The organism is Chitinophaga sp., assembly GCF_039596455.1.
Classification (GTDB): domain Bacteria; phylum Bacteroidota; class Bacteroidia; order Chitinophagales; family Chitinophagaceae; genus Chitinophaga.
On record NZ_JBCNJR010000001.1, the window covers coordinates 1,713,621 to 1,728,190 of the forward strand.

Here is a 14,570-nt window from a genome sequence, read left to right on the forward strand (position 1 = left end):
ATGAAAAAAATAATCATCAGCGTACTTTTTATTGCGGGGCTCATCCTGCTGGTAATCAATATTACAGGTCTGTTCAAGACCATGCGCAATCCCGAGCTGTACACGCTGGAAAACCAGATTAAAAACAGGATTGGCGACGTCAAGATACCTTACCCTGATATCAGGGAGCGCCTGGTCCGGAGGGAAGGTGAGTCGGAGAAGGATTTTATGACCCGTGTCAACAGCCTGGTGCACGACGGGTTTGCGCACTATTGGAAAAAAGAGGGGATTGACAAGTTTTACATGCGGGTACCCATATGGGAGAATTACTTGCTGTATGCGGCGTCTTACATTAACCCGGCGCGCTATGAGCGGTACGAGTTCAGTAGCTACAAAAAAGGGCTTGAAAGAGGGGTCGGTGTATGTTCTGGCCATTCTATAGTAGTGAAGGGTGTGCTGAAGGAAAATGGCATCAATGCGGAATTGCTGGATGTGGGCGGGCGCCACGTAGTTGTGCGTGCCGCATTGGGCGATTCGGCCATTATTCTGGACCCGGATTTCGGCATAGTAGTGCCATTTGATACGGCATCCCTGACGGCCAACCCGGAACTGGCGAGGGCGCCTTATTCGCGGATGGCCGCGCTTTACTACCCGGAAGCCAAAGAGCCGTATACAACTGAACTGATGGTAGAAATTTTCGGCAAACACAAGCATGTGTATGATGTTAACAACTGGTTTGAGTATTTTTCATATTGGGCAATCTGGTTTATTCCCCTGCTGTTGATGCTGCCTTTACTGCTGGCGCTTCTCCGCAGGAGCAATTAAAAATGATTGTCAGAAAATGTAAAATATAAACAATGCGAAGATTCGTTGCCGGTAATTTGATCTTTTTTATGGCATTGCCTGCTCTTGCGCAGTATAAACCAGCTCCGCACCGCGCGCTAATGCCGGGGGAATTACCGGTGAGCGGGCCTGGCAACTACACCGGGCCGGGAAAGACCTTCGTGCTGACAAATGATATTGTGTCTGGTACAAGTGCTATCTTCCTGGGAAAAGATGTAACACTCGATCTGAACGGCTACACTATCAGGTATGCCGATGCTGGTTATGCCCACATTCCTAATCGCGGGTTTGAAGAAGGATTAAAAGGATGGGATGTTTCCAAAGCGCCGGGCGCACGGGTGATGAACACGGCAGACGTGCATGTGTTTGTAGGAGAAAAACTGCTGAGCCTTGAGGCGGGTGATGAAATCACATCATCTTACGTGCACCTGCCGGTGGCGAACCGTTCCTACGTTGCCATGTGCGGCATCACTGGCCGCCACTATCACGATCCGCGCATGAATGCCGATGTGCGCAACGAAATGAAAGTAAGTGTGTTTGTGGAGGACGAGCAAGGCCGCGAAGTACGCTGCAAAACGCAGTACCGTGACTCGGCGATGATCAGCGCACCGGTAGAACGCCGTAGCCCGCGCCTTGGCGGCGGTTTTGTATACGCGCACCTGACGGGCCTTCCGGCTGGGAAGTACCGTATACGGGTGCGTGCGGATACAGATTGCCTGGTGGATGAAATAGACATTCGCCCGGCGTTTGACGTGGGCATCGGCGTAGTGCATGAAACCTGGGCAAGGGGGCATTACGATCATCTCTACCAATCGCTGCCGTCCGCTTTTTTTGACTATACGCAAGATGCGGCACGGGGCGCTCCTTTGCCGGGCATTCCTATTGTGGAAGGGTGTGGCTCCGTGACTATCCGCAATGGGAGCATTGAAAGCGGGGCGGTGGGCGCCATTTCCTGGGGGATCCAGTCTACCGCGCCTGAAGCGAGGATGGTTTTATCCAATTTGTCAATAAAGACTGCCGGCATTAATGCCATTGCCATAGACGTTCCCCAGGCCACTATCACCAGCTGCCGTTTTGATGTGGATAATCCCTTTCTTGTAAATCGGCACGGCAGCAGCTTTTATGGAGTTGACCTGCGCGGGGAGCAGGCTTCGCAAGTAGCTTACTCGGAATTTTACGGTGGGCAGGGCTGTCTTGTTTTTAAAGGGAAACATTCGGATATACATCACAATCGTTTTGTCAACCGGCAAATGGTCACCAACCACTACAGCATCATGGCTATGGGTGACAGCTCGCGGGTATTCGACAATCATATTGAGCCCGAAACCGGTTCCGGCATCGAGATATTTTCCAGGAAGTACATCGATATATTCAATAATACCATCAAAATAAAATCATCTCCGCCTACCTGTGAATATGGCCGTGAAGAATATAGCGCCAATGCGGTGCGGATTGCCGACTACCGTGCGCTGCCGGGAGCGCCCAACGGCGCTTATGGCAACAGGGTGTATAACAACAAGATCTTTATCAGGGCGGTCAATTATCCGGAACCTTCGGAGTATATACCGCTTTCATGGGCTTTTTTCTATAGCGCGAGTGGCGGAGATAATGACATTTTCGGGAACGACATCGTGATAGAACATACTGCGCCGGCAAGCAAGGCCCTTGCGGCGGCATTTTTCATTACAGGAGGTGCCGAAGGTTTTGGCGGCAATTTTTATAATAACCGCATTACGTCCAATGTACCGGCCATATGGATAGCAGGCAAATACGGCGGCGCAAGCCGTACCCGCATAGCAGGGAATACGATCATCAGGTCCGCAGGCGCACCGCCTGATTATACGCCATTCCTGATGGGGTATAAAGGGTGTAAAGATTGTACCGCTAAAAATGTGGTGATCAGTTCCAACAAGATCGTTAACGATACCTTTGCGATCAGGGTTGCCGGCAGCGAACATAGTTATGCGGTGCGCTGGCAGTTGCTGTTGAAAGTTACTGATCGTGAAAATGTACCGCTTGCAGGCAGGGAAGTGCAGATTGTTGACAAGGCCGGCGAAATAGTGCTGCGACGGCAGACCGGCCCCCGAGGCGAGCTGGAATGCGAATTGGAGCAATTTGCCGTTAATGACGACGTAAGAAGCAGCCGCGCCCCTTATACAATTCAAGTAGGGAATACGGTGCGCTCCTTCCATCCTGTATCGGATACCACATTAAGGATAATGGTGAAAAAATAACTGTTCAGAAGGATGACAAAAGCAGTACTTGTACTATGCTGCCTGTGTGCCGTACTGACCCTTTTGCCGGGGTGCCGCCACCAGATGGCCGCATTGCAAACGGCGGAAGGCGTGGAGCTCCGGGAGGGCGACAAAAGGATATTGTTTTACCGGACACGTCCGTTGAAGATGGAAGATAAGTATGAACGGGCCGGATATGTTCATCCACTGTATGACCTCAACGGAAACGTGATGACCGAAGATGGGCCGGCAGATCATCCCTATCACCGGGGCATATTTTGGGCCTGGCACCAGGTGGCAAGCCGGGGTGTATTGGTGGCTGATGGCTGGATGTCTGAAGGCGTGGCGTTTGTGCCTTTGTCTGTCAAGTGCGGGGCAGGCCGCGGGAGCACGTTCTTGTCGGCCGGGATGCTATGGCGCGCTACCGCTGCTCCACATGATCTGTTGCGGGAGCATGTCATCATCCGCGCATACCCGGCTAAAAAGGGCTACCGTATTGTGGATTTCGATATCAGCCTGGTGCCGCTGACGGATAGCCTTGCATTGGGCGGTGCTGACGATGTCAAAGGGTATGGCGGCTTCTGCCTCCGGCTGTTGTTGCCGCCGGATATTTCCTTTTGGTCCTGCGGGCAAGAAGTAGAGGCGCAGGAGGCGGCGGTAGCTGCCGGGCCGTGGATGGATTTTTCAGGATCGCATGAGGGTATGCGCCGAGGGTTGACGGTGTTTTGCCATCCGGGTAGCACCGGAGCTTCTCAGAATTGGATTTTGCGGAAGCGCAAAAGCATGCAAAATGTAGTATTTCCCGGCCGGCATCCCAAAATGCTTCCGCCCCAGGGCTGGAGAATGCGGTATCGGCTGATTGTGCACAATGGTGAAATGACGCAAGTGGAGCTGGAAGAGTTGTACCGCCTATATAACAAAAGGTGAATTCCCGGCGTTTATGAAAACATAGATGAACAGCCGTATGGCCCGAGGGGTTATACGGCTATTTCTTTACCCTACCGTCCGGGATGGCCTGACCGTTTCAAGTTTGGCTTTTACCAGTTCGCTGACAGCGCTTATGGCGAAGGGGAATATTTTGCGTAGGTCTATTTCGGGATTGTTGCTCAGGTGCTGCTGCAGTGTTTTCATGAAAATATTTTTGATCTCCGTTGCCAGGTTGATCTTGCAGATACCGCGCTGAATGGCTTCCTGCAGCATATTGGAGGGGATGCCTGAAGACCCGTGCAAAACCAAGCTGGCGGGAGTATTCTCATGAATGGCAGAGAGCCGTTGCATATCCAGCCTTGGGGCGTCTGTATAAAATCCGTGTGCGGAACCGATGGCGATGGCAAGCGCATGTACGCCGGTGGCTTCTACAAAATGGGTGGCTTGCCAGGGCTCGGTGAAGCCGGTTTTTTTGGTAGATTGGCCGAGTTTGGCAACATAGCCCAGCTCGGCTTCCACGTGGGCATTGTATTTTTCCGCGAGCAGCACTACTTTCCTGGTGAGGGCAATGTTTTCTTCGAACGATTTTTCGCTGGCGTCTATCATTACAGAATCGAAGCCCGCGTCCAGGCATTCATGAATAAGATCGTATGAATCGGAGTGGTCGAGATGAAGCCAGCCAGTGACGTTGTTTTCCAGGAGAGTGGCCCTGGCCATCTGAACGGCGGTTTTCAGGCCGATGTATTCGATAGAGCTGCGTGTAAGCTGGAGGATGACTGGGGAGTGGGCGGCGGCGGCGGAATGGATGATTCCCTTGAGCGTTTCAAAGTTGTAAAAATTGGTGGCGAGCAAGGCGCCTTGTCTGGACTGCATATGCTGCAGTTCTCTATGTAACGCAGGCAACAGGGTATCCGAATTTTTCTTTTGCATATTGATCTAGGCTTTTTAATTCTTGAAAGGCGGCGGTGCCCCCGCACGCGGTGGTAGAAATGGCGCCGGCCATATTTCCATAATCCTGGCAAATGTTGACCGGGGCATTCTTCAGGTACTGGTACAGGAATCCCGCATTAAAGCTGTCACCGGCGCCTATGGCGTCTACCACTTCTGTTACCTGAAAAGCAGGGCGCATGATCCGCCTGCCGCCATGCACAGTGAGTGATCCCTTTTCTCCCAGTTTCAGGGCAAGTATGGGCACAAGATGGCTGATGGCCGTAATAGCTTCTTCCGTATCTTTTTTACGGGTAATCTGCTGTATTTCATTCTCGTTGGGGAAAAAGATGTCTACATGCCGGAGTATGTTGTGATAATCAATTTCCCAACGGTGTTCAGGGTCTGTCTGCATGTCAAAAGAAGTGGAGAGCCCCAGTTTTTTGGCGGTTGAGAACAGGCTCTTCAGGCCGGGTTGCATGCCCGGCTGGAAAAAATATGACGAGAAGTGGAGGTGCCGGGCCAGTTGCAGCGAGTTTAGCGGGATGTCATTGAGAGACAGGTGCTTCATGGCGCCGGCGTATGTTACCATGCCACGGTCACCATTGAACTGAAGGCCAATGCTGGCGCCTGTGTTGAGCAATGCGTCCCGGATGATCATGCCGGTATGTACGCCCGCTCTTTCAAGATGGGCGATGACCACGTCACCGAACAGGTCTGTGCCGATTTTGCCGATCATGGCCACTTTCATTCCGAAACTGCTAAGATTGCTGGCGAGGATGGCAGCGGAACTGCCCAGGGTAAGCGTCATCTGTCCGGCAAAAATTTCACGGCCCGGTACCGGCATTTCCGGCAACTGGTTGAGGATGAGGTCTACATTCAGCTCTCCTACTATTATTACGTCGTATTTTTTTTCAGTGCTCATGTAAATGAATTGTAGGCGTAAATGTATTAATTCATACAAGCTTTACGCCTATGTCCGTCAGGTATCAGCTTTTTTTTCCTGTCCGTTCCCAGGTTCTGGCGGAGTATATATAGTAACGCCCTGCACTACGCGGGTAATGGTGCCGTTAAGGGAGGGTGAGTCTGGGTTCAGCCCCAGCGCAAGCGACCGGAATAAACCGAGCATTTGCGCGGGCAGCACGTAACAAATGGCGAGAAATTCTTCGTCGAGCCGCTCCTGACCGTTATTCAGTATAATTGATGCATCTGTATAGGGCCTGGCCTCGCCGGTGTGTTCGCTGACCATGATGCGGAGTACGCCTTTTTCGCCATGGTGGATGGATTTGATAAGGTCCAGCTCATATTGCGCCACATACGGATCATTGGAGCACAGGTACACGATCAGGGTGGAGGGGGTGATCACTACTTTCGGGCCATGCCGGAAGCTGAGAAATGAATCGTATTTGCAGATTGTTTTGCCGTCTGTCAGTTCCTGGACCTTCAGATGTGATTCCAGCGCGGCGCCATACAGGGGGCCTGAGCCAAGAAAAACCGTGCGGTCAAAATGCAGCTCCGCGATGTTTTGAAGGAGCGGGCCGTATTCTTCCAGGATTTTTTTGCCGTAGCGCCCGAGCAGGTCCAGTTCCTTCTGCAAGGAGGGCAGTTCGTTGAGCCGCGCAATGAGAAGGCCTGCGAGTAGCATGGAAGTGAAACTGCCGGTCATGGCCAGGCCCTGATCGTTGCTTTCCGGCGGCAGCAGCAGTACATAGCCCGGGCGGATGTGCTGGCTCTGCCCAAGTTTGCCGGAGGCGCTGCAGGTAATGATAAGATGATATACTTTTTTGCAATAACGGTTGGCAAGGTGAACAGCGGCTTCGCTTTCGGGACTGTTTCCCGAACGGGCAAACGAAACCAGCAGTATTGTTTTCCCTTTCCCGAAATAGTTCTGTGGATGCGTCAGCAAGTGCGTGGTGGCGTAAGCTGACGATTTCCGGCCAGTATATTTTTGATAGGCCCCTTCCAGGATCACGCCAATAAAAGCGGAGCTGCCTGCGCCTGTCAGTACAATTTCCAGGTCCGGGTGGCTGAATGCAATGTCCAGGAATTGTCGGATGGAGGCTTCCTGTGAGCGCAGAACATCAGCTGTTTTCTTCCAAAGCCAAGGCTGCTGGGCAATTTCGCCGGCGGTGTGCCCCGCCTGAGATTGCTGCCATTCTTCGAGGGATTTCCCGAAAATCAGGGGATTGTTCACATTTTCAACATGGCTATATGCCATAATTTTTATTTTTTCTTGTTAATTGAGTTTCGTTTCGTTGTTTTGCAAATATATAAATTGTATTTCCTTTTATAAAGAATTATTTAGCCTTGTTTTTTCTTTTTTAATATTTTTGTTACGCGGGTGGGAAAAAAATATTTTCGTTTCATTATTTTAATATTATTATTGTTTGCAGTTCATCCGGTTAATTCATATATCATGACAGATGTAAAAAAGACTTCAACAGTTGGTCGCCGCGCCGTTATCCTTGAAAAACTGGAAAAAGACGGCCAGGTAGACGTGCTTTCGCTAGCCTCGGAATTACAGGTAAGCGATGTAACGATCCGTAATGATCTTATCAGGCTCGAACAAAAGAACATGCTGATCAGGGCGCGTGGCGGGGCAATCAAAATTGACCGGGTTGGGATCGATGTGGCCCTGTCAGACAAAAACAAGCAGCATTACGAAGAAAAGAGGAGGATTGGCAAGGCTGCCGCGGGGCTCGTGGAAGATGGGGATACCATCATTCTCGATTCAGGTTCTACCACCATGGAAATTGCCCGTAATCTCAGCAACGTGCATAATCTCACCGTGATCACGAATGCCTTGAACGTGGCGAACCAGATGGCCGACCATCAGCACGCCAACGTCATCATACCTGGTGGTTTCCTTCGGAAAAACTCGCTGAGCCTGGTTGGCGGCGCCGCCGAGGAAAATTTCAAAAATTATTTCTGTGACAAATTATTCCTGGCTGTAGACGGTTTCAGTACCGACCACGGCTTGTCTACCCCCAACGTGGAAGAAGCGCATCTCAACCGCGTCATGATCGAGATATCCAAACAGGTAGTGGTGGTAGCTGATTCCAGCAAATTTCACCGTAGAAGTTTCGCGTTTATTGCCCCCATCACGGAAGTGGATATTGTGGTAACGGATGCCGATATTCCCCTGGACGACAGGAAAAAGCTGGAAAATGCCGGCATCAAAGTGATCATTGTCTAACATGGCAGTACTGCCATTCTTCAACATTACAGCATTGAAAATAAAACCCTGGCAACTCTATACCCTCACTACAACTTTGTTCTGGGGGGTATGGGGGGCTTTTATCGAAATCCCGGAGAAGAACGGGTTCCCCGCCACGTTAGGATACGCCGTATGGGCGTTCACCATGGTACCTTGCGCAATTGTGGCCTTATATATAATACGCTGGAAAGTGGAATGGAACTTAAGCGCCGCAGTTGCCGGCTCTATTGTGGGGTTTTCCGGTGCTGGCGGCCAGCTGATGTTGTTCCAGGCTCTCCGGGACGGCCCTGCGTACATTGTTTTTCCCATCGTTTCGTTGTATCCAGTGGTAACAGTGATATTGTCGGTGCTTTTCCTGAAAGAGACCACTAACCGCCGTCATTGGGCGGGAATTGCCCTCGCACTTGTGGCTATTCTGCTTCTGTCCTACTCCCCGCCCTCACATACCGGCGCCCGCGGATTGCAGTGGTTGCTGCTGGCTATCGGCGTATTTCTGTCCTGGGGTGTGCAGGCATATGTTATGAAAGCGGCCAATGCTACAATGAAGGCGGAAAGCATCTTTTTTTACATGATGCTCACAGGGCTGCTCCTTGTGCCGGTAGCCGTGGCTATGACAGATTTCAGGGTAGCGGTCAACTGGGGTTGGAATGGCCCAGGCCTTGCGGCGGCCATACAGGCCCTCAACGCAATCGGCGCGCTGACGCTGGTGTACGCGCTCCGGTATGGAAAAGCGATCATAGTAGTGCCCATCACAGCGCTGGCACCGGTCATTACCATCGTTTTGTCTCTGGTGATTTATGGCGTTTTTCCCGCACCGGTGATCATTGCCGGGCTTTGCCTGGCTGTACTGGCCATCTATCTGCTGGCGGAGTAGTGTAAGAATTTTGTACCCAAAACGCGACAATAAAACAATAGAAACCCCGTCCTTCCTCATATCGCTACAATTCTTACAGATTTGAATACAATAGTGATAAGTCCGGGAGGAAGCTGCTTTTATCTTAGGCACATCAAATTCTATAAGAGTGCCTGTGACAAAATTTCATGGTTTCTTAGTGCTGGCTGCCGTTTTGTTCAGTCAGACCGTTTGCGGCCAGGTCCGGAAATCTGAAGGCGCGGCCGTCAGAAAACCGAACGTGCTGTTCATCGTGGCCGATGACATGAACCGGTACAGCGTGTTGAAAAACTACCCGGTGCTGCAGACCCCGGCCATTGACAAGCTCGTGAGCCAATCTTACCTGTTTACCAATGCCAGCTGCGCAGCCCCGGTATGCATTCCTTCAAGGACCTCTTTTTTCAGCGGCCGTTATCCGCATAACACCGGCGCATATTTTAACGGCGTGAACCCCTGGGAGAACCCCTTGCTTGCCGCCACCGAAGTAATTCCTGAAACATTTAAAAAGAACGGCTATGAAACATGGGGCCGTGGAAAGAGCTTTCATGTGGAGTTACCTGATGGCCGGGAACAGGCCATGTTTGACAATAAGATATTCAAAGGCGGCTACGGCCCCTTCGGGCTTAAAAAAGATTGGTACGGCCGCAACAGGTGGTCGGTGATCAAACCCTGGGAAGGCCCCGATACCGATTTCCCCGATGTAAAAAATGCGGACGCTGCCATAGCATTCCTTTCACAGGCTCATGACAGACCCTTCTTCATGTACCTGGGCCTCTTCCGGCCGCACACTCCCTATACGGCCCCCAAGCGGTTCTGGGACTTATATAAAGACGTTCAGTTCACCCTGCCGCCGGGCTACCTGGAGAGCGACCTGGATGATGTACCGGGTTTAGGCCGGGAGCTGGTTGATTCCATGAAAAATTATTCAAGGGAAGGAATGACCAGGGAGGAAGTATTGCTGACCATGCTGAGGGCCTATTGTGCCAACACCTCCTTTGCAGACTGGAATCTGGGCCGGGTGCTGGAGGCCTTGAACAAGAGCCCCTTCGCTCAAAATACTATCGTCATTTTTTGTTCTGACAACGGTTTTCATACAGGCGCCAAGAATCACTGGGTTAAAAGCACCTTGTGGGACCAGGCCGATATGGTCCCCATGTTAATAAGGTTGCCTGACGGCAAAGCCTACCGCTGCCCCCAAACCGTAAGCCTCATTGATATTTACCCAACGCTGGTAGACTACTGCGGCTTGAAAGGGCCCGGTCATCCGCTGGATGGCAGGAGCATGGTGCCCATCCTGAAAAACCCTGCGGCAAAATGGGAAAGGAACGGCTATACCGTTTACGGGGCCGGATATTCCGGCGTATGTGATGAACGCTATCGTTACATACGTTATCCTGACGGCTCGGAAGAATTGTATGACCATAAAAGTGATCCTTACGAGCATAAGAACATCGCCAGTCAAAAGGGAATGGAAACCGTGAAAAAGAGATTGGCGGCAACCATTCCGGCAAAATTCGCGAAGTCAATGGGCGGGCGGGGAGAGATCAGGTCTGAAGAGTAAACAACAACAAAGCATAGCACCTTTATTAAATACAAAATCATATTGAATGAGGCATTTCCTTTTAACAGCACTGATAGGCACTGCGCTAACAGCAAACGGTCAAAGTTATCATCCGGCAAAAGTCAGCTTAACAACGAGGTGGGGCAAAGAACTTACGCCGGCCAACGCCTGGAAGGAGTACCCGCGGCCTCAGCTGCAGAGAGAATTATGGATGAACCTGAATGGCTTGTGGAATTACGCCGTTGTTAATAAAGGTCAGCCTGCACCCGCAAAGTTTGATGGTGAAATACTGGTGCCATTTTGTATTGAGTCTTCCCTTTCGGGAGTAGGGAAGCCTTTATTGCCCACGCAGGAATTGTGGTACCACCGCACTTTTATCGTTCCCGCCGAATGGAAGGGAAAAGATATTGTGCTGCATTTTGATGCGGTAGACTGGGAAGCCAAACTTTGGGTGAACGGCAAAAAAGTGGGCGAGCACAAGGGCGGTTCTGATCCGTTCTCGTTTAACATCACCCCTTATCTCAATAAAACCGGTCAGCAGGAAATAAAACTTTCCGTGTGGGACCCTACTGATTCCGGCTTGCAGGCAAGAGGCAAACAGGTGTTGGACCCGAAGGGCATCTGGTATACCGCCGTTTCCGGCATCTGGCAAACAGTGTGGCTGGAGCCTGTGAATAAAACCACGGTGCAGCAGTTTGTTCCTGTAGCGGATATAGACCAGAACACCATCAGCTTCAACACCACAGCCGCCGGCCTTACCGGTAAGGAAAAGCTGCATCTGGTAATCAGGAACGAAGGGAAGCTTGTAAAAGATACCATTGCCGCTTTCAGCAACAAGGTTACGGTGAATATTCCATCCGCCAGGCTCTGGACACCAGAACATCCCAATATTTATACGGTGGATGTGGAATTGTTAAACAATCGCGGCACGGCAGATAAATTCAGCACGTATTTCGCCATGCGCAAAATTTCACTGGGGAAAGACAAAAACGGCTACATGCGGCTGATGTTGAATAACCAGCCTGTATTCCAGTACGGCACCCTTGACCAGGGGTGGTGGCCGGACGGTTTGTTGACGCCTCCTTCTGATGAAGCCATGCTGTTTGATATGGTGAAGCTGAAGGAAACGGGCTTTAATATGCTGCGCAAGCACATCAAAGTAGAGCCGTCACGTTATTATTACCATGCTGATACCATGGGCCTCTTGTTGTGGCAGGATATGCCATCGGGTTTTGAAGGAGGGGGTACACCATCTCACGTAGCGGCAGATGCGGCAACGGACTGGGTGCGCCCGGCTGAATCTGCCAGGCAGTTTGAAACGGAGTGGAAGGCCATTATGGACCATTTGCGGTTTTTTTCCAGCATAGTCATGTGGGTGCCGCTGAATGAAGGCTGGGGACAGTACGATACCAAAAGAATTGCCGAACTCACTAAAAATTATGACCCCACAAGACTGGTGGATGCGCCAAGCGGCTGGACAGACCGCGGCGTAGGTGATGTATATGACGTTCACCAGTACCCTGGGCCGGGCATGGAGCCTCCTGCGGCCAACGAGGGCAGGGCTGTTGTATTAGGTGAATTCGGTGGTCTTGGGCTGGTGGTGAAAGATCATATCTGGGACCCCAACAAACGCAACTGGGGCTACAAAACCTACCTGGAAAGCCAGATACTGATATCGGAATACGCACAGCTGATGTATAACATGGAGTTGATGATACCCAGGGGCCTGGCTGCGGCCATCTACACCCAGACCACTGATGTGGAAGGCGAAGTGAACGGGCTGCTTACATATGACCGGGAGGTGGTGAAGATACCGGAAGACCTGCTGCGCATATTGCACGCGCCGCTGTACAGGCAAACGGACGGCAAGATCAGTTTTATCAATATGGAGAATGAGCTGACCCCCAACAAGTATAAGGTATTGCTGGGCAAAGCGGGTAACGGCTGGCTCCAGAACGCCACCCCTGCAGGTTTTGCGGACAATAATAAAAAGGTGGAACTGAAGAAAGGGGAATCGGTGTATGCCTACCAGGATTTTACCGTGAGCAATATGCCACGGGGGCTGGGCATGAAGCTCTTTGGATTTGGTGACGCAAAAGTGTATCTGAATGGTAAACTGATATGGCAGGAAGACAAGATCAGGACCAAAAGGCATTACGATGACATCAACCTTTCGGACAAGATCAAATTGCTGAAGCCGGGCGCCAACCGCATTGCTATTGAATGTACCAATGCCACCCAGAACACGAAATTTGATTTTTCACTGTACCGCCTGGATTAATATAATGCCTGTTATGCTGACAAGAAGCTGTTTATTCTGCTGTTTGCTGGCGCTGGTAGCGGCACTGCGCGCAGAGGCCCAGCAAAATGACGTCCGCCCCAATATCATCATCATCATGGCGGATGATATGGGTTATTCCGATATTGGTTGTTATGGCGGCGAGATTGCAACGCCTAACATTGATTACCTGGCCAGGAACGGCCTGCGGTTCTCTCAATTTTATAATACATCCCGGTGCTGTCCAACGCGCGCTTCGCTGCTGACCGGTCTGTACAGCCACCAGGCAGGTATCGGTAACATGAGCTTTGACCAGGGCGTGGCAGGCTACCGGGGATATATCATGGAAAACACCATCACCCTGGCTGAGTTGCTAAAAACCGGCGGCTACAACACGGGCATGGTAGGCAAATGGCACGTGGCCAATACTGTACAGCAAAAATCGAAAGAGGAGCACCTCGCCTGGCTGAATCACCAGGCTGACCATGAGTTGTTTGCGCCATTGGAACAATACCCCACCAGTCGTGGTTTTGATAAATATTACGGTACTATCTGGGGCGTTGTCAATTTTTTTGACCCGTTCAGTCTCGTAAATGGTACAGAGCCGGTAAAGAAAATACCCGAAGGTTATTATTATACAGACGCCATTAATGATACGGCGGCAGCTTATGTGAGGCAGTTCAGCAGGCAGAAGGCCCCCTTCTTTTTATATGTGGCGCAAACCGCTCCGCACTGGCCACTGCACGCTCTGCCGGAAGATATAAAAAAGTACAGGGACGTTTATAAAGCGGGCTGGGACGTTATCAGGGAAGCGAGATACAAAAAAATGATCAGTGAAGGTGTATTTTCTGCGGATAAGAATATTTTATCTCCCCGTTTTGACAAGGAACGCAGGTGGGAAGACAATCCTGACAAGGAGTGGGATGCTTATGCCATGGCTGTTCGTGCTGCCATGGTAGACCGGATGGACCAGGGTATTGGCCGGATCATCAATGCGTTGCGGGAAACAGGGGAGCTCGAAAACACGCTGATCTTTTTTTTAAGTGATAATGGCGCCAGTTCCGATGATGCACAGAGATACGGCCCAGGGCTTGACCGGCCGGGCGAAACGAGAAACGGGAAAAAGATCATTTACCCGGTAGATAAAAAAGCCTTGCCGGGTACTGAAACCACCTTTGCTTCTACGGACAACATGTGGAGCAACGTGGCCAATACACCCTTCCGCTACTGGAAATCGGAATCTTACGAAGGCGGCATCTGCACACCGCTGATCGCTTACTGGCCCGCGGGGCTGAAAGCGCAGAAAGGGAGCGTGACAGACCAGCCGGGCCATGTGATGGATTTTATGGGCACGGTGCAGGAGCTGGCTGGCGTACCTTACCCGAAAGAGTTTAAAGGGCATGTCATTACGCCTGCAGACGGGCAAAGCCTTGTGCCGGTACTGAAGGGTAAACAGCGAAAGGGGCATGAGTATTTGTTTTTCGAACATATTGGGGGCAGGGCCGTGCGCTGGGGAGACTGGAAGCTGGTAACGCTGGACGCAAAAAAAGACTGGGAGCTGTACAACATCAAGGATGACCGTACGGAAGTTAACAACCTTGCTGCCCAACATCCCCAGCTGGTAGAGCAGCTCAGGAACAAATGGATGGAATGGGCCAGGGCCAGTCATGTATTGCCAAAGCCCAATGCGCGGTAAAGAGAGTAGAAATGGC

The 14,570-nt window shown here is 51.2% G+C and carries 11 protein-coding genes; 8 read left to right on the forward strand and 3 right to left on the reverse strand.

The genetic code is table 11. The annotated features are described in order from the left end of the window. The 3 genes from ABDW36_RS07185 to ABDW36_RS07195 are packed head-to-tail and all read left to right on the forward strand — an operon-like array spanning window position 1 to window position 3,983. A complete protein-coding gene (locus ABDW36_RS07185) occupies window positions 1-804 on the forward strand; it encodes a hypothetical protein (protein ID WP_343701200.1) in 804 nt (267 codons plus the stop codon). 32 nt (window positions 805-836) lie between these two features. Further along, the gene (locus ABDW36_RS07190) at window positions 837-3,056 is read left to right on the forward strand and encodes a right-handed parallel beta-helix repeat-containing protein (RefSeq protein ID WP_343701201.1); all 2,220 of its coding nucleotides are present in this window, start codon (window positions 837-839) and stop codon (window positions 3,054-3,056) included. Between the two features lie 12 nt (window positions 3,057-3,068). Then, window positions 3,069-3,983 carry a DUF6807 family protein gene (locus ABDW36_RS07195; protein WP_343701202.1) on the forward strand — a complete coding sequence of 305 codons (915 nt, stop codon included), beginning with the start codon at window positions 3,069-3,071 and terminating at the stop codon, window positions 3,981-3,983. Window positions 3,984-4,049: 66 nt separating this feature from the next. On the opposite strand, the gene ABDW36_RS07200 is transcribed toward ABDW36_RS07195, so the two are convergent. The 3 genes from ABDW36_RS07200 to ABDW36_RS07210 are packed head-to-tail and all read right to left on the reverse strand — an operon-like array spanning window position 4,050 to window position 7,128. After that, on the reverse strand, window positions 4,050-4,856 hold the full coding sequence (locus ABDW36_RS07200; RefSeq protein WP_343701203.1) for a class II fructose-bisphosphate aldolase: 807 nt from the start codon (window positions 4,854-4,856) through the stop codon (window positions 4,050-4,052). A gap of 13 nt (window positions 4,857-4,869) precedes the next feature. Then, window positions 4,870-5,835 carry a carbohydrate kinase family protein gene (locus ABDW36_RS07205; protein ID WP_343701204.1) on the reverse strand — a complete coding sequence of 322 codons (966 nt, stop codon included), beginning with the start codon at window positions 5,833-5,835 and terminating at the stop codon, window positions 4,870-4,872. 57 nt (window positions 5,836-5,892) lie between these two features. After that, complete coding sequence (locus tag ABDW36_RS07210) at window positions 5,893-7,128, reverse strand: SIS domain-containing protein (RefSeq protein ID WP_343701205.1); 1,236 nt, start codon at window positions 7,126-7,128, stop codon at window positions 5,893-5,895. Window positions 7,129-7,326: 198 nt separating this feature from the next. On the opposite strand from ABDW36_RS07210, the gene agaR reads away from it, so the two are divergent. The 5 genes from agaR to ABDW36_RS07235 all read left to right on the forward strand — a co-directional run bounded on the left by agaR (window position 7,327) and on the right by ABDW36_RS07235 (window position 14,554). Continuing rightward, a complete protein-coding gene (agaR, locus tag ABDW36_RS07215) occupies window positions 7,327-8,106 on the forward strand; it encodes a transcriptional repressor AgaR (RefSeq protein WP_343701206.1) in 780 nt (259 codons plus the stop codon). Window position 8,107: 1 nt separating this feature from the next. Further along, window positions 8,108-9,001, forward strand: a complete 894-nt coding sequence (locus tag ABDW36_RS07220) for a DMT family transporter (protein ID WP_343701207.1) — start codon at window positions 8,108-8,110, stop codon at window positions 8,999-9,001. A gap of 154 nt (window positions 9,002-9,155) precedes the next feature. Next, window positions 9,156-10,580, forward strand: coding sequence for a sulfatase (locus tag ABDW36_RS07225; RefSeq protein ID WP_343701208.1), 1,425 nt, complete (start codon window positions 9,156-9,158; stop codon window positions 10,578-10,580). A gap of 46 nt (window positions 10,581-10,626) precedes the next feature. Then, window positions 10,627-12,861 (forward strand): sugar-binding domain-containing protein, encoded by a 2,235-nt coding sequence (locus ABDW36_RS07230; RefSeq protein ID WP_343701209.1) that lies wholly within the window; start codon window positions 10,627-10,629, stop codon window positions 12,859-12,861. Window positions 12,862-12,874: 13 nt separating this feature from the next. Next, window positions 12,875-14,554, forward strand: coding sequence for an arylsulfatase (locus tag ABDW36_RS07235; RefSeq protein ID WP_343701210.1), 1,680 nt, complete (start codon window positions 12,875-12,877; stop codon window positions 14,552-14,554). Window positions 14,555-14,570: the final 16 nt, after the last annotated feature.